We start from the raw sequence: 21,467 nt of genomic DNA, 5'->3' as shown, positions 1-21,467 counted from the left end.
ATGCTAAATAATATACCTTGGATCCGTATACTTAAATACTCAATCGTTGCAATGGTCGCACCGGTAGCCATGGGGCAAGAATGTCTATCAAATAGTCCAGAAACAACGCCAAGCGCCGAATTTAGTGAACTCACTACGCAGCAAATTAAGCATTCCAGAACTGGACTGATATGGATGCGGTGTGCTGTTGGCCAGACTTGGGATGGCAATAGTTGCGAGGGCGATGCCTTGCAATTGACTTGGCAACAAGCGTTGCAAGCCGCACACGGTTTTGAAATTGAAAACACGCAAGGTTGGCGAGTTCCCAATCTGAAAGAATTAGCGACCTTAACTGAACGGCGCTGTGTTCGTCCTTCCATCAACGAACAGTTTTTTCCAGACACGCCTGCCGATGATTTTTGGACTTCAACCCCATCAGTCGCTGATCCTCAGCGAGCTTGGGTTGTCGCTTTTTTTAACAGCAGTAATTCGATTAAAGAGAAAGATCGTTTTGTTTTTGTGCGGCTTGTGCGCACTGCGTTGCCAAATGAGTAACTAGGGGTCATCATAGTCGTCTTTAAGTATTCAGTTCAGAGCCGCACAAGCCATGTTCAAAGATACGGTCAATAAGCTATGGTTCGCATTGTTGTTGATTGCTTTATTGCAAGTTCCGGTGCTATCCACCCAATATATTCAATATTTAGCTGGATATGTTGAGGCTAACCAACAACAAATCCAGCAGTGGCAGTTATTGAGTGAACGTAACAACCTAAGCTCAGTGACAGTTCTTTTGCAGCGGTTGAGCGAAAATACCGATCCTGTGGTACGCCAAGACGCCAACAACAAGTTGATGTTACTCGAAGAAACTAAACAACTAGAAGCGGGTCTGGCTCATTTATCCCTCGCCAATTATCCGCAGCAATTGATTTATCTGCTAAACCCTCGGCAGTTCGACCACCTCTCAGCAGTATTACAACGCTTTAAACCGGGTATTCCTTTGGGCATGAATGAGCTTTTCTGGAGTCTCGGTCTTGCTATAGGCGCTAATCTCCTCCTATTACTGTTTGTCCGTAGCACAATGCGATTGGTCGCACGCCGCTAGGGTAAAACTGTCAGTGAGCGAATAATTTGCAATTCTTATCTTAACTCGGTTGAATTTTGATTCACGCACGCCAAACTAACAACACAGATTAGTGGTAACGTTGAAATGAAAAAACTTGCAGTCCTGACTTTATTTTTTCTATTGATGACTTTTGTCGCAACACAAGCGGTTGCAGGCATGAAGTGCCGCATTGATTTCAAATACGGCGTGGTTGTCAATAATAGTCATTTACGCGTGTTGGAAGAGTCGCGCACAGTATTGCAAATTAACAATCGTCAGCAATTGTTCATTCGTGGTGAGTGGATAGATTTAGATCCCAATCAGGAGCAGCTGGTATCGCAATACGCAGAAGGGTTGCATTATGTGGTGCCTAAAATGATTGTTCTGGCCACCGAAGGCGTAGACTTAGCCATTGATACCATAGACCAGGTCTATCAGGGTATTGTCGGGGTAGACCATGATAGCTATCAGCGTTTACATAAAGCGATGGATCGCGCCAAAGACAAAATCCAAGGCAAGTTTCGTCACGCCAGTAATCATTACTTTATTGGTCCTGGATCGTTAGAGCAAGTTGACGACTTTGTCGATGAGCAGATAGAAGCGCAGCTTGGAGAGGCAATTAGCACGTCTTTAGGCGGTATATTGTCAGCCATTAGTGGCTTGAACAGCGGCGATGGTGCTACCGAAGAACGTATGCAAGCGCTATCCAAGCGTTTAGAACAAATGTCGGTCGAATTAGAAGACGAGGTTGGTTCGCGGGCTGAAAACCTGCGCGATAAGGCCAAGTGGTTCTGTAAGAAAATCGAACAGTTGAATCGTGTGGAAGAGCGCATGCGTGACTCTATCCCAGAATTTGCTGCCTACGACATTATTATTGAAGCTACGAAGTAGCTTTATTGTGAGCGTTTTCAGATTGAGTTTAGAATAATGTTTGGTAAGCAACCAACATGATACTGATTGGGTCCTGCGAACCTAAACAAACATTTCTAATAGCGAATTTAAATAGCGGCGCCCATGCTCAGTGACGGTCATTGTGTCTGAGTTAAGCGAGATAAGCCCAAGGCCTTCAGAGCGCTTTAGTGCTGTGCTTATATTCTTGTCGATTTCCAAGCCGGTGAACGCATTAAACTCTTCTAAAGGGCAGGGTTCGCAGAGACGCAATCGATTCATAAAAAATTCAAAGGGGCGCTCGTCCTCGTTCACAAAGGTCAACTGGTCGGTGTATTCCCGCCCTATTTGCATATAGCCTCTGGGGTGTTTAACTTTGACCCGCCGTTCAATGCGTTTGTTCGCCGCATCGGTAATCTTACTGTGCGCGCCACAACCGATACCTAGATAGTCACCGAAGCGCCAATAATTGAGATTGTGCTGACACTGATGCGCGGGTTTGGCATAGCCCGATATTTCATAGTGTTCATAGCCGGCAGCAATCAGCAACTGGTGACCTTGCGCCTGGATCTGCCATAAAATGTCATCATCCGGTAGCGTGGGCGGCTTGGAATAAAAGGGCGTATTCGGCTCTAAGGTGAGCTGATACCAGGATAAATGCGGCGGCGCTTGAGCAATGGCTTGGGTAAGATCGGCAAGTGCATTCTCTACGCTCTGCTGCGGTAAGCCATGCATTAAATCAAGATTAAATGAACGCAAGCCAGCACTACGCGCGAATGCTGCTGCATTACTTGCTTGCTGACTGTCATGAATACGCCCTAGAGCTTGCAAATGCTCCGTTTGGAAGCTCTGCACCCCGATTGATATGCGGTTGACGCCAGCTGCCTGAAATCCATTAAAGCGACCCACTTCGACGGTTCCTGGGTTAGCTTCTAGCGTAATTTCTGCGTCGTTAGCCAGGTTGATTCTTTGTTTTACGCCGCTAAGCAGAGAATCAAGGGCTTCAGGTGACAGCAGACTTGGAGTACCTCCGCCAATGAAAATAGTCTCGACGACTCTATCAGTAACCAGCTTTGCATCGTTGGCAAGATCATCCAGTAAATGCGCAACATATTCTTGCTCTGGCAACGCCTGCTTTAACGTGTGTGAATTGAAATCACAATACGGACACTTTTGTACACACCAAGGAATATGGATATATAGGCTAAGCGGAGGGTTACGCAAAATAGTCGTTTACCTGTGGTAGCAATATTTCTAGGGCCTTAGCGCGATGACTGATAGCGCTTTTTTGATCTTTACTGAGCTCTGCAGCTGTGCAACCCAGAGCAGGAAAAAAAAACACCGGATCATATCCAAACCCGGATTGCCCAGCACGCTGTTGCGCGATTTCACCGTGCCACAGGCCTTCGCTAATCAAGGGTACGGGATCATCAGCATGGCGCATAAAGACCAAACAACAATAAAAGTGCGCCCGGCGATTCGTCTGCTCTCGCAGTGCGGCCAAGAGTTTATCGATATTATCGCTGTCACTGGCTTCAGCGCCAGCATAGCGCGAACTGTAGATCCCAGGCGCTCCCTGTAACGCATCAACAACCAGCCCGGAATCATCAGCGATAGCCGGCAGCCCCGTTTGTGCAGATGCATGTCGTGCTTTGATGATGGCATTCTCGATAAATGTGGTGCCGGTTTCGGGCACCGAACTCACCTTTAATTCTGTTTGTGCGGTGACTCTAACTTGTTGCGCACTGAATAAATGATTGAATTCCGCGACTTTACCGGCATTGCCAGACGCGAGGACGAAGTGTTTATTCTGCATGGTCTTTACACTGGGTTTAGGGTTTACTCAGGTTGGGGCGCGGCCCCTTCGCTTTTTTCCGTGTTTTCGCTTTTTTAGCCGCTTTCTTCACTTTGCTTTTAGGTTTTTTAATGAGCGCAGGGGCTTTGTTTTTCGGCCGTAATTCGTCAATTACCCGCGCTTTAAACGCTTCTTGCGTGTACCGAGCTACCTTACCTACCATCAAAAAATCATGGGCTTCAACCAAGGATATTGCTGTGCCTTTAGCGCCAGCGCGACCAGTGCGGCCGATCCTATGCAAATAGACATCGGCTTTACGTGGCATATCGAAATTGATTACGTGGCTTACGTTTGGCACATCAATACCACGCGCGGCAACATCGGTTGCGATTAAAATTGGTACTTCGCCAGACTTGAATGCTGCCATCGCTGCATTACGACGGTCTTGTGGCATTTCTCCTTGCAACCAACAGACCTTAAAGCCATCGGCTAAGAGTTTGTCTTTTAATTGCTGCAGTCGTTCACGGGTTTTAACAAATACAATCGCCGTTTTGATGTCATGGGTCAGAATGTGCTTCAGCAAGGCATACTTATGGTTGGTATCATCTGCTAAGTGATACCATTGTAAAATCTTTGCCTTCTCTTTGCGTGAAGGTGAAGCACTGACCTCAACGGGCTCATTCAGTAACTCATCGGCAAAGCGTCGGATACCACCGCCTTCAAGCGTTGCCGAGAATAGTAAGGTTTGCTTACGCCAACGAGCTTCGGCCGCAATCTGATTGACAATGGCCGAAAAGCCCATATCCAACATGCGATCAGCTTCGTCCAAAATGAGCCATTCGATATCGCGACAATCCGCGCTCTCTTTTTCAATATGCTCAAATAAGCGCCCAGGCGTGGCGACTAGAATATCTAGATTTTGGCTCAGCGTTTCTTTATCTGTGCCGTAGTTGATCCCACCTGTTATAACGCCGCAGGTTAAGCCTGTGTTTTGGGTAACTGCAACCGCTTGCTGGTATATTTGAAGGGCAAGTTCGCGTGTTGGTGATAAGATCAAAATACGCGCTGTACCAGGTTTGTTGCGTGGAAAATCCAGTAAAAATTGACACGCAGGTAAGAGGAAAGCCAACGTTTTACCCGTACCTGTTGGTGCAGATGCAAGTACATCCTTACCATCCAATGCTGCGGGAATGGCCATCTGTTGAATCGTGGTCGGTGAACTCAATCCCATGGCTGCTAGCGACGCGCATAACGAGTCATCTAGCTCTAATTGATCGAACATAATGATAAACCTTAAATAATCTGCGCCGATTATAGCATTACCCGTAGTTATTACGCTTCTTTATGCTACTTTAAATTGCGAAATATGATATTTTGACATCTCCATAGCAAGCCGCTAGTTTAACCTCGACATTTGACTTAACGACGTTCCATGTATCTCAATTATTTTGGTCTCAAAGACAACCCATTTTCGATTGCGCCAAACCCCGCATATTTATATATGAGCCCGCGCCACAAAGAGGCGTTAGCGCATTTAACCTTTGGTTTGCGCGAAAGTGGGGGCTTTGTGATGTTGACCGGCGAGGTCGGGACCGGTAAAACCACTGTTTCGCGCAAATTATTACAACAGTTACCTGATTCCACCCAAGTAGCGATGATCCTGAACCCAACTCTTTCAGCCCTTGAATTACTTGCAACGATTTGTGACGAACTGGGCATTGCGGTTGCAGAACATAAGCAAAGTTTGAAACAGCTCACCGATGCGATCTTGCAGCAGTTAGCAAGTAACCACCAAGAAAATAAAAATACGGTTCTGATCGTCGATGAAGCGCAGCATTTGCAGCCAGAAGTGCTGGAGCAGTTGCGTTTATTGACCAACCTAGAAACTAATCGTGAAAAGTTGCTTAAAGTCGTATTAATTGGGCAGCCCGAACTGCAGCAATTGTTAAAGCGCAATGAGTTGCGTCAGTTGGCGCAGCGTATAACCGCGCGTTACCACTTATTGCCATTAACTGCTGACGAAGTGAAGGCCTACATTGCCCACCGTTTGGAAGTCGCAGGTGGCGACCCGAGTGTGTTTCAGCGCAGTGCGATGGAAGCTGTATTCCGCATCACGGGTGGTATTCCACGAGTCATAAATCTGCTCTGTGATCGTGCATTGACTTTGTCATTTACTATGCAGGCACCGATGGTCAGAAAGCATGTACTGTTAGCGGCGGCAAAACAGATCCTCGGTGATGATGTGGTGGCGCAACGGCGTAGTCGCGGATTTGATTATTTGTTGGTGGCACTATTCCTAGCTGCTCTTGGCGTAGGCTATGGTTTAGGAGCTTGGTATGCTTAAAGTTATTAATATCCAAGACCTGCGTCCGGGAATGATGATCACGCAAGTGGTTGAGCAAAATGGTCCGGTCAAGATACGTAAGGTTGGCTTAGTACGTAGCCAAGACATGCTTACCGGCTTGGCAGAAATGGGCGTGTTAAAAGTTGAAATTGATACTGAACAATCATTAGAGTTGGAGCCGGAAGCAGTTCCAACCTCAATGACACAAAAGCTACTTCAGGGAGAGTTTGACCACGCGCAGTCGGTGGATAGTTCACTGAGTGAGTCGTTCAATCGAAGTCTATTTCTGCCTTCTGTCAGTCAATTACCCTCAATGTGGCAATTGTATGCACGTCAGGGTGGTATAGCCGCGTTGGTGGTTATGTGTGGTTTAAGCCTTGGTTTTGCCGCAGCAGTGCTACCGCCTTGGGTTTCTCAGCGTCTGGCAAATACACCTAATGCTGAACATGTTACGGCGGATCGACCAGCAATGACGATTGACGCTGCGGCGAAAACGCCTAGCGACGTTGACCGTGCAAACACGGAAAATAATAATACTCAGCAATCGAATGTCCAAGATATTGCTGTAATCGGTAACGTTGATAGCGTAACGCCACAGGAGCAAAGTGCGAATAGTATTAGCCCGGCAGATATAACTACAGGGAGCTCTGGATCAGTTAATAGCAGCTCTGAGGCAGCTGATAATGCGAGCGAGGAAGAGGGGAGAGTCCTCAATCCAAGCCAGTCAGAAGAGGTGGTCAGTGGTGTTTCTGCAGAATTATTGGCGCGTTTTAATCAAGCGCTAGAGGCGATTGAAAATGAACCTGCCGACCAAACGCCAGAAACCCAAGTTACCGTGCGTAGTGACATCCCACGCATCGATCAATTGCCTGCACGGCTATTAACTCGGTTACCCGCAATGTCATTCTCAGCCCACATGTATGCGTCTGCACCGCAGAATCGTTGGGTTAGGGTAAATGGTCAGCAGTTGTTTGAATCCGATTGGGTCAATGATCAAGTGCAGCTGATTAATATCGAGCCACAGCGTGTAGTGCTGTCATTCGAGGGAGAATTATTTACTATGGCTGCGCTGACAGACTGGTAAATGAACAGTTTCGGCTATTCTGTTACATTTTGCTGCTATAGCGGCTGCATTTTATGTGATGCCGTGGATAAATAGTTCGTATTCTTCAAATTGAATTTTTTCATTCAGGTGTGTAGCAAGTGTATGTTTGTTCTAGTGCTACACAAAGCATTAATCCCGCAAGCTTAGCGTGAATAAATTCAGTTTCCAGTTGCTGATAGGTACCTGGAAAAGAGTGTTTGCAAGGTACCATCGACAGAACCATCAACCTAACACCAGCAGCTTAACCTAACTTACTCCGGCATTTGGTGAATAAATACTTCCCGGAAGAACTTTGGCAAATTCATCTTAAATTCGCTCGGCTTCACTGCTGCAACTATTTCATCATCCACTTTGGATAAATCAATGCGCTTGATTTCTGAGTGCGTGTTGGAACGAATACTGTAGAAACTCATCACCACAGGACTCAATGGATCTTTTTTACCTGGAGAGCTGACTAAGGCAAGTCGTTCACTGCGTAATTTCACTAAAGAGCCTACAGGGTGCACACCAATACATTTGATAAATTGTTGCACTAGCGCTTGATCTAATGAAGTGTCGGTTAACAACTTACGTAGAACTTGGGTTGGCGTCTGGCTTTTCTGGTGTGCACGGTCAGAAATCATAGCGTCGTAACAATCGACAATGGCTGCCATACGTGCATAGGTGGAGATATCCTGTCCTTGCTTGCCATTGGGATATCCAGAACCATCCATGCGCTCATGATGGTTTTGGATCACATCAATGATTATGTCAGTCACATCGTCGCTTTGTTCGATTAATTCAACGCCAGCGTCAACATGTCCTTGGATGATCTGCCAGTCTTGTTCGGTTAAATTGCCCGGTTTATCGTACACATCGCTAGGAATAATCGCCATACCGACATCCATTAGCAACGCGCCAAGGCTTAATTCTTCAATCAGGCCTTTATCAAACTGCATATGGCGGGCAAATATTCCCATTAAAATCGAGCAGTTGATGCTGTGTTCTAGAAGATATTCATCGGCGTTCTTGAGCAGCGTAAGACAGGAAATAGCGCTGGTATTTTCAAAGATGGAATCAATTAGATTTTGACTTAACTCGCTGACCTTTTCTAGGTTGGCTGGGCCCCCTTCAGTAAGCTCACTAATAAAGTCACCTTGGATCATTACCGCCTGCAAGTACAAGTCATTGGCGGCAGCTAAGGCTTGAGAATCCGTTTTATTAATTTTTTGTGGCTGCTGCCTGTCGCGTAGAGATTTGCTGGGCGTTTTATCCTCAGGTTGCTTTTCTTCCGGCAAGTGACTACGACTTAAATCAACTTCGAGTAGTTCGATGCCTTTTTGCTTTAATTGCTCAATAGTCGCTTGAGACTTAACTAAGCCCTTGGAACGCATTTTCAAGTGACCGGATTGCTTGAGTACTTGATTGACATACATGCCGGGAACTAACTCAGAAATGGGGACTTTCTTCAACATCGATAAACCTTGCTACACCACAGATCTTGAGTGTAGCAAAGATTATCAAAAACGGAACAATCTGATGTATTCAACTATCGAGTTAATTTATCGACAGTGTGTTCATCTATAAAAAACGTGTTTAACCGTGAGCCCAAATCAAGGCCTAGCTGATTGAGTATAATTGGCGCAGCACCCCAATTTAGAGCCAAGCAGGCATTTTGGCTTCAAATGCACTGATCGCGTCGCTATGGACCAAGGTTTGCCCGATCATATCTAAGCCATTAATCAAGTTATGCTTATGCTGCGCATCAATGCTGAATGTGTAGCTACGGTTATTCCAAGCAACCACTTGTTCCGGCAAGTTAACAGATACTTGCAGGGTAGGGTCTGCTGCTACCGCCGCGAACAGTTCATCCATTGCCCCTGGTTCAAGGCTCACCGGCAGCAGCTGATTGTTGATGGCATTGCCGTAAAAAATATCGGCAAAGCTTGTGGCAATCACTACGTGGAAGCCATAATCAGCGAGTGCCCAAGGGGCGTGTTCGCGACTAGAGCCGCAACCGAAGTTTTCGCGCGCCAGTAAAATGCTCGAATCTGCATATATTGGATTGTTGAGCACAAACTCAGGATTAGGCTCCTGCTCATGCTGGTCAAGATAACGCCAGTCATGAAATAAATGCTTACCGTAGCCTTCGCGCGTTACGCTGGTAAGAAACTGTTTTGGAATAATTTGGTCGGTATCCACATTGGCTTGATCAAGTGGACATGCACGCCCGATATGTTGCTGAAAACCTTGTTCACTCATAGTTGCTACTCCTGAAACTCTCTTACATCGGCAAAGCGGCCACGCAGGGCAGCTGCTGCAGCCATCGCAGGGCTGACCAAATGGGTGCGGGCGCCACGGCCTTGTCGACCCTCAAAATTTCGGTTGCTCGTAGAAGCACAACGATCGCCTGCTTGTAGGATGTCATCATTCATCCCCAAGCACATGGAGCAGCCTGGCAAACGCCATTCGAATCCCGCTTGGATGAATATTTCATGTAAACCTTCTTGCTCAGCTTGCTGTTTAACTGCGACTGAGCCTGGCACCACAATTGCGGTGACAGCCGGCGCTACTTTACCGCGCTGCGCAATGTGCGCCGCTGCGCGCAAATCTTCAATCCGACTATTGGTGCAGGAACCAATAAACACATGGGTAATCGGTGTATCGGTCAATCGTGCGCCTGGCACTAAGCCCATATAATTTAGCGCTTTACGCGCCGACTCAACCGCAACTGGATTGGCCGCTTCTTCAGGGGCAGGAATAGGGGCATTGACGCCCACCACTTGGCCTGGATTGGTGCCCCAGGTTACTTGCGGTTCGATCTCCGCTGCGGCCAAATGAACCACCGTATCAAAGCTAGCATCAGGGTCAGAGTGTAGCTGTTGCCACGCTGCAACCGCTTGCTCGAACAGTTCTCCTTGTGGCGCATACTCCTTGCCTTTAAGGTAATCGAAAGTGGTCTGGTCTGGTGCTATAAGTCCGGCTTTGGCGCCTGCTTCGATGCTCATGTTACAGATGGTCATGCGCTCTTCCATACTGAGCGCCCGAATTGCACTCCCAGCGTACTCAATGACATGGCCTGTTGCGCCGGCATGTCCAATTTTACCAATGATGGCTAGGATGATGTCCTTTGCAGTCACGCCCACCGGCAATTGGCCGTCTACTTGGATCAGCATCGTTTTAGCTTTGGTTTGTTTTAGGGTTTGTGTCGCAAGCACATGTTCAACCTGCGATGTACCTATACCGAAAGCTAAAGCGCCAAATGCGCCATGCGTAGCGGTGTGCGAATCGCCGCAAACAACCGTCATGCCAGGTAAAATCAAGCCTAATTCTGGCCCCATTACATGCACAATGCCTTGCTTCTGATGTCCTACTGGATATAGCGTTATGCCATGCTGCTCACAATTGCGCGCGAGAGTTTGTAATTGCAGTTGGTTTTCTGGTCCGCAGGCATCCAATGCTAACGAGCGCGTCGAAATCGAATGGTCCATTGTGCCAAACGTTAGATCGGGACGGCGCACCTTGCGATCTTTTGCATCGAGTCCAGCAAATGCTTGTGGTGAAGTCACTTCGTGGATCAAATGGCGATCGATATAAAGTAATGCTTCATTATCCTGCTGTTGCACTATGTGCGCTTGCCAAATCTTTTCGAATAATGTCGAGGCCATTAAATTACTCCTGTGACGATAAAATATGCGCGACTATAGCATCACCGACTTGCGCGGTAGTGCTGGCGTGATGGCGTTTTTCCGCGGGCAGCAACTCACCGGTTAAGATACCCTTGGCCAACGTTGCGATGACTGCCTGATCAATAGCGTCTGCTGCATCGTTTGCGTCTAAACTGTATCGCAGCATCATTGCCGCGGATAGAATTTGCGCAATAGGATTAGCAATTCCTTTGCCTGCGATATCCGGCGCAGATCCTCCAGCAGGCTCATACAAACCAAATCCTTCGCCATTGATACTAGCGGAGGCCAAAAGCCCCATCGAACCTGTCAGCATGGCACATTCATCAGAGATGATATCGCCAAACAAATTAGAGCACAGCATGACATCAAACTGGGCAGGATCTTTGATTAGTTGCATCGTCGCATTGTCGATGTAGATGTGCTCCAGGGTTACGTCTGGATACTCAAGTGCGACTTCTTCAGTGACTTCGCGCCACAATCTTGAACATACCAATACATTTGCCTTGTCGACGGAGGTCACTTTTTTCTTGCGCAATTGTGCTGCCTGGAACGCACTATGGGCGATACGTCGAATTTCCGCCGTGCTATAGCGCATAGTATCAAAGGCAATGGTCTCTTCTCCTTCGCCCTCACGCCCTTTGGGTTGACCAAAATAAATTCCGCTGGTTAATTCGCGTACGACCAACACATCAACACCACTGCCAGCGATATCCGCACGCAACGGTGATAATGCCTCCAGACCGGGGTAGATTTTTGCTGGACGTAAGTTACTAAATAAGTCGAAATGACTACGCAACGTCAGTAATGCTGCGCGTTCTGGGCGTTGCTCAAGGGGGAGTGCGTCCCATTTCGGACCGCCAATGGAGCCAAATAAAATAGCGTCTGCAGCCTCACATCCGGCAAGAGTTTCCGCTGGAAGCGCGTGCCCATGGTTGTCGATCGCGCAGCCACCAACATCAAACGCGGTACGCTTTAACTTGATCGCAAAGCGCTGTTCAATAGCATCTAATACCTTAATGGCTTCAGCCATCACTTCAGGCCCTATGCCATCACCCGCTAATACTGCAATAGTGTGTTCACCCATTTATACGCCCTTAATTTTGACTTGCTGTTGTTTCTTCTCATCAATTTGATCAGCTAAATGCGTATTGTTGAGTACATGGATAAGCGCTTTTACCCCAGACTCAACAATGTCTGTCGCCAGTCCAATACCATGGAAGCGTCTTCCTTTATACTCCGCAACAACGCTCACCTGAGCCAATGCATCAGCACCTTCACCTTTCGAGTCAAGCTTGAAATCGACAATTTCAATATCATCGTGCCCCAATACCCGGATAATGGCATTAAAAGCAGCATCAACCGGACCATTACCGATAGATGACTCGGTGACTGATTCTGTACCGACCTTTAACGTTACCGTTGCACTTGGCACAATGTTCCGGCCGGCATTCGCGTGCAAGTATTCTAATGCGTAATGCGCATGCTCTTGTTTTTGCTGGTCAAAAAACAATAATGCTTCTAAATCATAATCAAACACCTGGCCTTTTTTATCTGCCAGTTTCAGGAAGTCAGCGTACAGCGTATCGAGGTCGTAATCACTGTCTTGATAGCCTAATTCATGCAGGCGATGCTTGATAACATGACGTCCCGAACGCGAAGTAAGATTAAGGTTGTTTTTGTTAAGACCAACGCTTTCTGGCGTCATTATTTCATAAGTGTTTTGCGCTTTTAGCACACCATCTTGATGGATACCTGAAGAATGACTAAACGCATTGGCACCCACAATTGCCTTGTTGGCCTGAACCGGCATATTGCACAACTGACTCACCAACCGCGATGTACGGGTTATTTCTTGAGTATCAATGTTGGTGTCTAAACCAATCAACGCGTACCGGGTTTTCAACGCCATCACAATTTCTTCTAATGAACAGTTCCCAGCACGCTCTCCAATACCGTTGATGGTGCATTCAACTTGCCTCGCCCCCTGCTCAACAGCGCTTAGTGAGTTGGCCACGGCAAGACCTAGATCGTTGTGACAATGCACAGAAATCGTTGCCTTATCAATATTGGGTACGCGGGTAAACAATTGCTGAATAATGCCGCCAAATTCACTTGGAATGGTGTAACCCACAGTATCGGGGATGTTAACCGTTGTGGCACCCGCTTGAATGGCGGCTTCAACCATGCGGCACAAATAATCAATATGTGTGCGCCCTGCGTCTTCACAGGAAAACTCTACGTCATCAGTGTATTGCCGTGCGTGTTTAATCGCAGCTACCGCCATGTCTACAATATCATCTTGCGATTTACGCAGTTTGGCATTCACATGAATGTCAGAGGTCGCAATGAATGTATGAATACGAAAACGCTCAGCTACGCTCAGTGCTTGTCCGCATGCATCTATATCTGCAGCAACAGCACGGGATAACCCGCACGGAATCGATGTTTTTAACGTCCGCGCTATTTGCTGTACCGAAGTAAAGTCACCAGGCGAACTTACCGGAAATCCGGCCTCGATAATGTCCACCCCAAGCCGTTCAAGCGCTAATGCAATTTGGAGTTTCTCGCGTGCACTCAAACTGGCGGGCAACGCCTGTTCACCATCACGCAGTGTGGTATCGAATATTTTTACCTGGCCCATGATCCCATGCTCCTCGTTGTGTGCATAAAAAAACCCGTGCGATGCACGGGTTTTTGTGTGTTGCGAAAAAGATGCAATCTACCCGTGCAGTCTTGCTGCCATCAGAATAAGTAGGAGTAGAGAGTTATGTTTTTGCATTTTGTAATCTTTACGTTGCTTACCTGCACTTTACAAATTAACGCGCACTTAGGCAACCATTGTTTACAATGCTCAATATAACGAATGGTTATAATCATAGGCTGATATGTTTGGTGCAAACCGCAGTGCGTAAAAAATAGGTGTATCGCTAAATTAGGGACAAGTCGATTGTGCTTCACAGAGGCGCACCCTAGCCATTCAACCTGCCCCTAGCGATTTATTTTGGATCCATGGTGAATCTAGAGATAGAGTAGTGAGGTTTCGCCGCATTGAGGTAATAGTCAGGTCCATGAACAAGGAGACAAAGTGTTAAGACGTTCCAAAAGACTCTTTAAACTGGCATTGAGTGTAGGTGCTCTTGCTGCTTTTTTAGTGTTGGTTGGGTTAGGCACATTAAGATATTTAACGGTGCAAGAACAGCAGCGCATTGATAAGCTGATTCAGCAGACCGTTACATTCAAGCACCCTCAAAGAATGCAGCCACAAACCTTGCTAAATGATGTGGAGTGGTTGGCCGATGAGCGTTTGGCTGGTCGCTTCCCTGGATCGCCGGGTAGCTTGCAAGCGCGCAATTATATTACTGAACGACTTCAAGAATTAGGCTTATCGCCTGCCGGTAGCGAAGGCTTTCATCATCCATTTGCATATTTAGGCGGTACAGCGGTTAATGTGCTCGCTAAAATTGAGGGCAGCGAGTCCTCTGAACAATTGATAGTAGTAACTGCTCACTATGATCATGTAGGAGAGCGTCATGGAGAGATTTATCCTGGCGCTGATGATAATGCTTCTGGTGTCGCAGCGTTATTGGGTATGGCTAAATACTTCGCTGAGCACCCACCAAAACATTCAATTCTACTTGCCGCACTTGATGCGGAAGAGGATGCGTTAAATGGTGCCCAAGCGTTATTTACCACCGGTATGCTGCAACCCGACAAGATCCTTTTTAATCTCAATTTAGATATGTTAAGCCGCGATACAGATAACACCTTATTTGCTGTGGGTAGTTATCATACACCCTGGTTATCAGATGTTGTTAAGGCTGCTCAACATGAAAGCTCGGTTAGGTTAGTCGCAGCTCACGATAGGCCAATGTGGCGAGTCGGCTGGGTTCCTGATTGGACGGATGACTCTGATCATTTGGCATTTCACCAACGGGCTATCCCGTTTTTATACCTAGGCGTACCTGATCATGCTGATTATCATCAACCAACCGATACCTTTGAGAAAGTAGATCAAGATTTCTTTGTGGCCGCCAGTGAAGCTGCACTGAGTGTGGTCATCAGCGTTGATAATGCTCTGCAGCAGATTAAATAGTTCTAGCTAAAAATAAACGGGCTTACCACTATAGGTGAAGGTTTTCCAATCTATCAGCGTACTAAGCAGTAGTTCCCGTAATGTGAGCGTGCGCGGAGCTAATTTGCCTTTATGATTCCAACAATGGCCCGCACATGCGGCTGCCATGGTGCGCTTATTGGGCAATGTGAGTCGCAACTCGGTGGCGTCTAATAGCCGTTTATGCGAGGAGTCATCCACGTAGGCGCCGTCAAAAGAAAACCAGCCAAAACGATTGAGATGTAAGGTTTGATTCTCTGTTTGGATCCGATCTACACAATCCAGTTCGAGGTGTTGATGATCATAATGAGTAACGTTGACACAAACAGGCAAACCGATCGTCGCTTTTTGCGAAAACCAAGGTTCAATTTGGGCTGCGGTTAAGCTGGCAGCTGGATTCTTGCTGGCCTGCTTATTGCGCCATGAACCATTATGTGAATCAACATCGAGTGGGGTTGGATTGTTGACTAAGTACTCTGCCGCGCGTTTAACATGATGCGACAGTCCACCCAACTTGCGCCGCATAAGTGCAGCTTGTCCAGGGCCCTGTTGCGCCAATACCATCAATTCGCGTTCATATAACGCGTTACATACATCGGCGAACAAAGGTTGTTCACTGATTTGGGCAAAAATATCGGTCTGTGGTGGTTGTTCTGAACTGGACATATTGGCCGCTGATCGCGGGTTTGTTTCAGGATCTTGATAGCCTGCCTGACAAGCAGGCTATCATCAAGCAATAATCGATTAAATTACTGACCTTTTATCTCACTGCGGCCTTTATAAGGTGCATTTTCACCAAGCATCTCTTCAATGCGCAGGAGTTGGTTGTATTTGGCTACACGGTCAGATCGACATAGCGAACCGGTTTTGATTTGGCCAGCCGCGGTTCCAACCGCTAAATCAGCAATCGTTGCATCTTCAGTTTCACCACTGCGGTGAGAGATCACGGCAGTGTAACCTGCTAGTTTAGCCATCTTGATTGCATCCAAGGTTTCGCTCAATGATCCAATCTGGTTAAACTTGATCAAGATTGAGTTACCCACACCATTGTCGATGCCACGCTTCAAAATCTTGGTATTTGTCACAAACAAGTCGTCACCGACTAATTGCACTGAATCCCCAATTTTCTTGGTCAGGCTGCTCCAGCCGTCCCAGTCACTCTCATCTAAGCCATCTTCAATGGATACAATCGGGTAACGTTTCGACAAGTCGGCTAGGTAGTCCCCAAAGCCTTCAGAATCGAACTGTTTGCCTTCACCTGACAAGTCATAAACGCCGTTCTTATAAAATTCAGAAGCTGCACAGTCTAGAGCTAAAGTAACATCACTACCCATTTGATAACCGGCATTTTCAACGGCTTCCACGATGACTGCTAGTGCTTCTTCATTCGACGCTAGGTTTGGTGCAAAGCCACCCTCATCGCCCACGGCGGTATTTAGGCCTTTGGCATTCAACACTTTCTTCAATGAATGAAAAATTTCCGCGCCCATGCGCAGCGCTTCGGCGAAGTTTTTTGCACCGACAGGCTGGACCATGAACTCTTGAATATCAACGTTGTTGTCTGCGTGTTCGCCGCCGTTGATGATATTCATCATAGGTACTGGCATTGAATATTCGCCTTCGGTACCGTTAAGTTTGGCAATGTGCTGGAATAAAGGCATATTTTGATCGGCCGCTTGTGCTTTAGCGACCGCCAAAGATACTGCCAAAATAGCGTTAGCACCGAGTACTTCTTTGTTTTCAGTGCCGTCCAAGTCAATCATGATTTTATCAACAGCTCGTTGATCGGCGGCGTCTACGCCTGCGAGTGCCGGTGCAATGCGCTCATTAATTGCGTTAACCGCTTTTAAAACACCTTTGCCTAAGTAGCGTTCTTTATCGCCATCACGCAGTTCTAAGGCTTCGCGTGAGCCAGTAGAGGCGCCAGAAGGAGCCGCCGCGCGACCCATTGCACCAGAGGCTAAATAAACGTCAGCTTCAACCGTTGGATTACCGCGTGAATCTAATATTTCACGCCCGATGATACGACTAATGGTTGCCATGCTGATTTCTCCTAATTAATGATGTTTTTTTTGGTATTCGCCTGCAGCTGCAACGAAACCGGTAAATAATGGATGTCCGTCGCGTGGTGTCGAGGTGAATTCCGGGTGGAATTGACCAGCGACGAACCAAGGATGATCCGGAATTTCAATCACTTCTACAAGTCGTTTATCGGTGGACAAACCACTCACAACCAATCCTGCCGCTTCAATTTTCTCGCGTAGATTATTGTTTACTTCATAGCGGTGACGATGACGCTCATGGATTTCATCAGAGCCATACAGTTGGTGAACCTTGCTGCCAAGGATCAAATGACAGAGCTGACTACCTAAACGCATCGTGCCACCCAGATCAGAATTATCATCGCGAAATTCTTTTTGACCATCGGCATCGAGCCACTCGGTGATCAAGCCAACCACTGGGTAAGGCGTTTCAGGGTCAAACTCGGTACTATTGGCGTTTTCCATACCCGCCACATTGCGGGCAAATTCAACCAGTGCGACCTGCATACCTAAGCAAATCCCGAGATAAGGGACTTTATTCTCACGCGCATAGCGGGCAGCTGCGATCTTGCCCTCAATTCCGCGCTCACCGAAACCTCCGGGAACTAAAATCGCATCCAGGTCCTCTAGGATCTGGGTCCCTTTGCTTTCTACATCTTGCGAGTCGATGTGCTTAATGTTCACATTTAAGCGGTTCTTTAACCCTGCATGTTTCAGAGCTTCATTGACAGATTTGTAGGCGTCGGGCAACTCAACATACTTACCCACCATGCCAATAGTAACCTCTCCAGTCGGGTTAGACTCGGCGTATAGTACTTGTTCCCATTCGGTTAGATCGGCTTCAGGGCATTGCAGACCAAAACGCTGCACCACTAAGCTGTCCATCCCTTGTGCTTTTAATGCGGCTGGAATGCGATAAATACTGTCGACATCTTTAAGCGAGATAACCGCCTTGTCGGCAACGTTGGTAAATAAGGCAATCTTGGAGCGTTCGTTAGCAGGTAACGCATTAACTGAACGACAAACTAAAATGTCTGGCTGAATACCAATTGAACGCAGTTCTTTTACTGAGTGCTGAGTAGGCTTAGTTTTTACTTCACCCGACGCTGGCATGTAAGGCACTAATGTAAGGTGCATATACATCGCACGCTCGCGTCCAATTTCCGTTCCGAGCTGACGAATCGCTTCTAGAAACGGTTGCGATTCGATATCACCTACCGTTCCACCAATTTCTACAATAGCAATATCACTGCCTTCGGCACCTGAGATCACACGACGTTTAATTTCATTGGTAATGTGGGGTATGACTTGAATAGTGGCGCCCAGATAATCGCCACGACGTTCACGCTTTAAGACTTCTTCATAAACGCGGCCAGTGGTGAAATTGTTGCGCTTGGTCATACGTGTGCGAATGAAGCGCTCGTAATGCCCTAGGTCTAGGTCGGTTTCTGCACCGTCGTCGGTCACAAATACCTCACCATGTTGGATTGGACTCATAGTTCCAGGATCCACATTAATATAAGGGTCAAGCTTGAGCATGGTTACGTTCAAACCACGCGCTTCAAGAATAGCGGCTAATGAGGCAGCGGCAATACCTTTTCCAAGTGATGATACAACACCACCCGTGACGAAAATATAATGTGTCATGCGAAACCTAAGGCTTAGAAATTGAACAGGCTGTTGCCACTCACGCACTCAAAAGTGTGAACTGAGATTTGTGCAGCGGACGGCGCAATAGTATACGCCCAAAGCGCACCCGACACAATCGTTGCGTCGGGCGAAGTTTGGCTTTTTTGACCTTAATCGTCGAGCAATTGGCGCAAACGATAAAGGGTGTCGAGTGCTTGCCTTGGGCTCAATTCATCGGGATTAACCGCTGCAAAAGCGGAAACAAGCGGATGGCTCTCGGGGATTGCTAATTGGAGTGGTTGCGGCGCATTTGACTTTGCACCTGTTGCTGCCGTTGACGCAGATTCATGCTCCAGCTGAGCTAGTTTTAGTTTTGCGGCTTTAATCACACCTTTTGGCACTCCTGCGAGTTGCGCAACATGCAGGCCATAGCTTTGATTCGCGGCACCTTCTTGAATGCTATGCATAAAGCGAATCGTATCGTTGTGCTCGATGGCGCTTACATGCACATTAACGACATTACTGAATTGCTCAGCTAGCTGAGTCAATTCGAAATAATGCGTCGCAAACAGGGTTAAAGCATTTACTTTTTCTGCCAAGTGGCTAGCCGTAGCCCAGGCCAGAGACAACCCATCGAACGTACTTGTTCCGCGACCAATTTCGTCCATCAGCACTAAACTCTTTGGCGTAGCGTTGTGTAAGATTGTTGCAGTTTCTGTCATTTCAACCATAAAGGTTGAGCGCCCTGAAGCTAAGTCGTCAGATGCGCCGATACGCGTGAATATGCGATCAATTTCGCCGATTTGGGTGTTTTCTGCAGGGACATAAGAACCAATGTGGGCAAGTAGCACGATTAATGCTGTTTGCCGCATATAGGTACTTTTACCTCCCATATTAGGCCCAGTTATCACTAACATTTGACGTTTATCATTTAGTACCAGCGGATTGCCGATAAAGGGTTCTTTCATCACTTGTTCAACCACGGGGTGACGACCGTTGTCATAACATACAGAGGTGCCAGCGGCCCACTGCGGTGGATGGTAATCGAGCGTTTCAGCGCGTTCGGCTAGACAATGCAAGACGTCAATTTGCGCAATGGCTTGCGCACAATTGATAAAATCGGCCAATTGCGGCATTAGCTTATCGAATAGCTCGTCATATAGCGCTTTTTCGAGAGCTAAAGCGCGGCTCTGACTGGTTAATACTTTATCCTCATGGGCTTTTAGCTCAGGAACAATGTAGCGTTCGTTGTTTTTTAGTGTCTGACGACGAATATAGTCGGCCGGAACTTGTGCACTGGAGGCTTTGCCGATTTCTATGTAAAAGCCATGGACTTTGTTGTAGCCGACTTTTAACGAGCTGATCCCCGTTCGTGCTTTTTCTCTTGCTTCCAGTTCCTCTAAGTATTGCGTGGCGCCAGCAGCTAAATCACGCAATTCATCGAGCTCGGTACTGTAACCAGAGGCGATAACCCCGCCGTCGCGAATAACTACGGGAGGATTTTCATTGATCGCCGTGGACAATAACTCTGCAGCTTGCTCAAAACCTAAGCAGGCGTTTACCAAGCGCGCCAGACAAGAGGATGCTGAGTTGGCAATACATTGCTCTATTGACGCTATTAGTCCGGGTAACGCTTTTAACGCATCGCGCAGTCGAGCAAAATCGCGCGGGCGTGCTGAGCGCAGGGCCAGGCGTGAGATGATCCGTTCAATATCGCCAATGTGCTTGAGCTGCCCGGTTAAAATGTCGTCGAATTCGATTAAACTGGCTATTGCCGACTGACGTTCGGTTAATTGATGTTTATCAGTGATTGGGTGATGCAGCCACCGATTGAGCAGGCGCCCACCCATCGCGGTTGCAGTGGTATCCAATGCCGAAAGCAAAGTGTTGTCACGGCCACCAGCTAGGTTAACTGAGATTTCCAAATTCCGTCGGGTCGCTTCATCCAATTGTATCCAATGCTCTGAATTTTCAATCAGCAAGGCCCGAATGTGTGGCAATGCACTGCGCTGGGTATCCTTTACGTATTGTAAAACACAACCAGCGGCGCCGATCCCGGGGTGATCGTCATTGACCCCAAAGCCATTGAGATCTTGGGTACAAAATTGCGCAGTGAGTTGTTCAATGGCGCTTTGCCGTTCAAATTCCCACAGCGGACGTCGTCTGGCACCTTTCATGTCAGCGACAAGGTGAGCGTAGCTGAAATCTTCGGAATACAATAACTCTGCTGGCGCCAGACGGGCTAGGTGGGCTTTTAAGCCGATTTCGTCATCAGCATCACATAAGCTAAAGCGACCAGTAGATAAGTCGAGTGCGGCTAGACCAAACTTTTTATCTTGATGACATACAGCAACAAGTAAATTTTCTTTGTGGTCGTCCAGTAGTGCTTCATCAGTTAAGGTGCCGGGAGTAACAATGCGCTGAACCTGACGTTCTACAGGACCTTTACTGGTGGCTGGGTCGCCAACCTGCTCACAGATAGCGACCGAAACACCAAGTTTAACTAGTTTGGCTAAATATCCCTCAACTGCGTGGTAGGGGACACCAGCCATGGGGATCGGATCGCCGCCCGACTTGCCACGGGCCGTTAGCGAGATATCGAGTAACTGTGCAGCTCGTTTGGCGTCGTCATAGAACAACTCGTAAAAGTCACCCATGCGGTAAAATAGTAGTGTATCTGGGTGTTCTGACTTGATGCGCAAATATTGTTGCATCATGGGCGTGTGCCCAGCGAAGCTTTGTGGTTGAGTTACAGGTTTGTTCGACGGCATACTATCGCTTGTATCGATCGTTAAAGGTTATTA

The 21,467-nt window shown here is 47.4% G+C and carries 18 protein-coding genes; 6 read left to right on the top strand and 12 right to left on the bottom strand.

Annotated features, from left to right (window positions below; all coding sequences use genetic code 11):
• The 3 genes from CSH92_RS02275 (at position 1) to CSH92_RS02265 (ending at position 1,972) form a co-directional block, all read left to right on the top strand.
• Positions 1–534, top strand: coding sequence for an Lcl C-terminal domain-containing protein (locus CSH92_RS02275; protein ID WP_420807484.1), 534 nt, complete (start codon positions 1–3; stop codon positions 532–534).
• A 52-nt stretch (positions 535–586) separates the two neighbouring features.
• On the top strand, positions 587–1,081 hold the full coding sequence (locus tag CSH92_RS02270; protein WP_100655974.1) for a DUF2937 family protein: 495 nt from the start codon (positions 587–589) through the stop codon (positions 1,079–1,081).
• A gap of 105 nt (positions 1,082–1,186) precedes the next feature.
• On the top strand, positions 1,187–1,972 hold the full coding sequence (locus tag CSH92_RS02265; protein ID WP_100655973.1) for a DUF2884 family protein: 786 nt from the start codon (positions 1,187–1,189) through the stop codon (positions 1,970–1,972).
• Positions 1,973–2,053: 81 nt separating this feature from the next.
• Here CSH92_RS02265 and hemW read toward each other — a convergent pair whose 3' ends face one another.
• The 3 genes from hemW to srmB are packed head-to-tail and all read right to left on the bottom strand — an operon-like array spanning position 2,054 to position 5,046.
• Positions 2,054–3,193, bottom strand: a complete 1,140-nt coding sequence (gene hemW / locus CSH92_RS02260) for a radical SAM family heme chaperone HemW (RefSeq protein WP_100655972.1) — start codon at positions 3,191–3,193, stop codon at positions 2,054–2,056.
• Positions 3,186–3,785, bottom strand: coding sequence for an RdgB/HAM1 family non-canonical purine NTP pyrophosphatase (gene rdgB, locus CSH92_RS02255; RefSeq protein ID WP_100655971.1), 600 nt, complete (start codon positions 3,783–3,785; stop codon positions 3,186–3,188). The genes hemW and rdgB overlap by 8 nt, the downstream gene beginning before the upstream one ends.
• A 16-nt stretch (positions 3,786–3,801) precedes the next feature.
• On the bottom strand, positions 3,802–5,046 hold the full coding sequence (gene srmB, locus CSH92_RS02250) for an ATP-dependent RNA helicase SrmB (RefSeq protein ID WP_100655970.1): 1,245 nt from the start codon (positions 5,044–5,046) through the stop codon (positions 3,802–3,804).
• 150 nt (positions 5,047–5,196) lie between these two features.
• On the opposite strand from srmB, the gene CSH92_RS02245 reads away from it, so the two are divergent.
• On the top strand, positions 5,197–6,108 hold the full coding sequence (locus CSH92_RS02245; protein ID WP_100655969.1) for an ExeA family protein: 912 nt from the start codon (positions 5,197–5,199) through the stop codon (positions 6,106–6,108).
• Complete coding sequence (locus CSH92_RS02240) at positions 6,101–7,192, top strand: general secretion pathway protein GspB (protein WP_100655968.1); 1,092 nt, start codon at positions 6,101–6,103, stop codon at positions 7,190–7,192. The genes CSH92_RS02245 and CSH92_RS02240 overlap by 8 nt, the downstream gene beginning before the upstream one ends.
• A 272-nt stretch (positions 7,193–7,464) precedes the next feature.
• Here CSH92_RS02240 and CSH92_RS02235 read toward each other — a convergent pair whose 3' ends face one another.
• From CSH92_RS02235 to leuA, 5 genes are all read right to left on the bottom strand, one after another.
• Positions 7,465–8,667: a cyclic di-GMP phosphodiesterase gene (locus tag CSH92_RS02235; RefSeq protein WP_100655967.1), complete on the bottom strand. Its 1,203-nt coding sequence runs from the start codon at positions 8,665–8,667 to the stop codon at positions 7,465–7,467.
• Between the two features lie 181 nt (positions 8,668–8,848).
• Positions 8,849–9,454: a 3-isopropylmalate dehydratase small subunit gene (gene leuD, locus CSH92_RS02230; protein ID WP_100655966.1), complete on the bottom strand. Its 606-nt coding sequence runs from the start codon at positions 9,452–9,454 to the stop codon at positions 8,849–8,851.
• A 5-nt stretch (positions 9,455–9,459) separates the two neighbouring features.
• On the bottom strand, positions 9,460–10,860 hold the full coding sequence (gene leuC / locus CSH92_RS02225) for a 3-isopropylmalate dehydratase large subunit (protein ID WP_100655965.1): 1,401 nt from the start codon (positions 10,858–10,860) through the stop codon (positions 9,460–9,462).
• Positions 10,861–10,864: 4 nt separating this feature from the next.
• The gene (gene leuB, locus CSH92_RS02220; RefSeq protein WP_100655964.1) at positions 10,865–11,965 is read right to left on the bottom strand and encodes a 3-isopropylmalate dehydrogenase; all 1,101 of its coding nucleotides are present in this window, start codon (positions 11,963–11,965) and stop codon (positions 10,865–10,867) included.
• Positions 11,966–13,525, bottom strand: coding sequence for a 2-isopropylmalate synthase (gene leuA / locus CSH92_RS02215; protein WP_100655963.1), 1,560 nt, complete (start codon positions 13,523–13,525; stop codon positions 11,966–11,968).
• A gap of 441 nt (positions 13,526–13,966) precedes the next feature.
• Between leuA and CSH92_RS02210 the strand changes: the two genes are divergently transcribed.
• Positions 13,967–14,974 carry a M28 family peptidase gene (locus tag CSH92_RS02210; protein WP_100655962.1) on the top strand — a complete coding sequence of 336 codons (1,008 nt, stop codon included), beginning with the start codon at positions 13,967–13,969 and terminating at the stop codon, positions 14,972–14,974.
• 6 nt (positions 14,975–14,980) lie between these two features.
• Here the strand turns inward: CSH92_RS02210 and CSH92_RS02205 are convergent, their stop codons facing one another.
• The 4 genes from CSH92_RS02205 to mutS form a co-directional block, all read right to left on the bottom strand.
• Positions 14,981–15,658 (bottom strand): hypothetical protein, encoded by a 678-nt coding sequence (locus CSH92_RS02205; protein WP_100655961.1) that lies wholly within the window; start codon positions 15,656–15,658, stop codon positions 14,981–14,983.
• Positions 15,659–15,741: 83 nt separating this feature from the next.
• Entirely contained in the window at positions 15,742–17,034 is a 1,293-nt protein-coding gene (gene eno / locus CSH92_RS02200; protein WP_100655960.1) for a phosphopyruvate hydratase, read from the bottom strand.
• Between the two features lie 15 nt (positions 17,035–17,049).
• On the bottom strand, positions 17,050–18,681 hold the full coding sequence (locus CSH92_RS02195; RefSeq protein WP_100655959.1) for a CTP synthase: 1,632 nt from the start codon (positions 18,679–18,681) through the stop codon (positions 17,050–17,052).
• A gap of 152 nt (positions 18,682–18,833) precedes the next feature.
• Positions 18,834–21,434 carry a DNA mismatch repair protein MutS gene (gene mutS / locus CSH92_RS02190; RefSeq protein ID WP_240612708.1) on the bottom strand — a complete coding sequence of 867 codons (2,601 nt, stop codon included), beginning with the start codon at positions 21,432–21,434 and terminating at the stop codon, positions 18,834–18,836.
• Between the last annotated feature and the right edge of the window lie 33 nt (positions 21,435–21,467).

The sequence above is a fragment of the Neoalteromonas flava genome, assembly GCF_002807685.1.
Classification (GTDB): domain Bacteria; phylum Pseudomonadota; class Gammaproteobacteria; order Enterobacterales; family Alteromonadaceae; genus Alteromonas_E; species Alteromonas_E flava.
This window is presented reverse-complemented; position numbering and strand designations above follow the sequence as displayed.

What these genes read in the sequence shown, in the direction of transcription:
- rdgB (WP_100655971.1), bottom strand. Translation starts at nt 3,785, where the DNA reads ATGCAGAATAAACACTTCGTCCTCGCGTCTGGCAATGCCGGTAAAGTC.
- CSH92_RS02235 (WP_100655967.1), bottom strand. Translation starts at nt 8,667, where the DNA reads ATGTTGAAGAAAGTCCCCATTTCTGAGTTAGTTCCCGGCATGTATGTC.
- CSH92_RS02195 (WP_100655959.1), bottom strand. Translation starts at nt 18,681, where the DNA reads ATGACACATTATATTTTCGTCACGGGTGGTGTTGTATCATCACTTGGA.
- CSH92_RS02270 (WP_100655974.1), top strand. Translation starts at nt 587, where the DNA reads ATGTTCAAAGATACGGTCAATAAGCTATGGTTCGCATTGTTGTTGATT.
- leuC (WP_100655965.1), bottom strand. Translation starts at nt 10,860, where the DNA reads ATGGCCTCGACATTATTCGAAAAGATTTGGCAAGCGCACATAGTGCAA.
- leuB (WP_100655964.1), bottom strand. Translation starts at nt 11,965, where the DNA reads ATGGGTGAACACACTATTGCAGTATTAGCGGGTGATGGCATAGGGCCT.
- eno (WP_100655960.1), bottom strand. Translation starts at nt 17,034, where the DNA reads ATGGCAACCATTAGTCGTATCATCGGGCGTGAAATATTAGATTCACGC.
- CSH92_RS02205 (WP_100655961.1), bottom strand. Translation starts at nt 15,658, where the DNA reads ATGTCCAGTTCAGAACAACCACCACAGACCGATATTTTTGCCCAAATC.
- CSH92_RS02275 (WP_420807484.1), top strand. Translation starts at nt 1, where the DNA reads ATGCTAAATAATATACCTTGGATCCGTATACTTAAATACTCAATCGTT.
- CSH92_RS02245 (WP_100655969.1), top strand. Translation starts at nt 5,197, where the DNA reads ATGTATCTCAATTATTTTGGTCTCAAAGACAACCCATTTTCGATTGCG.
- CSH92_RS02240 (WP_100655968.1), top strand. Translation starts at nt 6,101, where the DNA reads ATGCTTAAAGTTATTAATATCCAAGACCTGCGTCCGGGAATGATGATC.
- leuD (WP_100655966.1), bottom strand. Translation starts at nt 9,454, where the DNA reads ATGAGTGAACAAGGTTTTCAGCAACATATCGGGCGTGCATGTCCACTT.
- srmB (WP_100655970.1), bottom strand. Translation starts at nt 5,046, where the DNA reads ATGTTCGATCAATTAGAGCTAGATGACTCGTTATGCGCGTCGCTAGCA.
- CSH92_RS02265 (WP_100655973.1), top strand. Translation starts at nt 1,187, where the DNA reads ATGAAAAAACTTGCAGTCCTGACTTTATTTTTTCTATTGATGACTTTT.
- mutS (WP_240612708.1), bottom strand. Translation starts at nt 21,434, where the DNA reads ATGCCGTCGAACAAACCTGTAACTCAACCACAAAGCTTCGCTGGGCAC.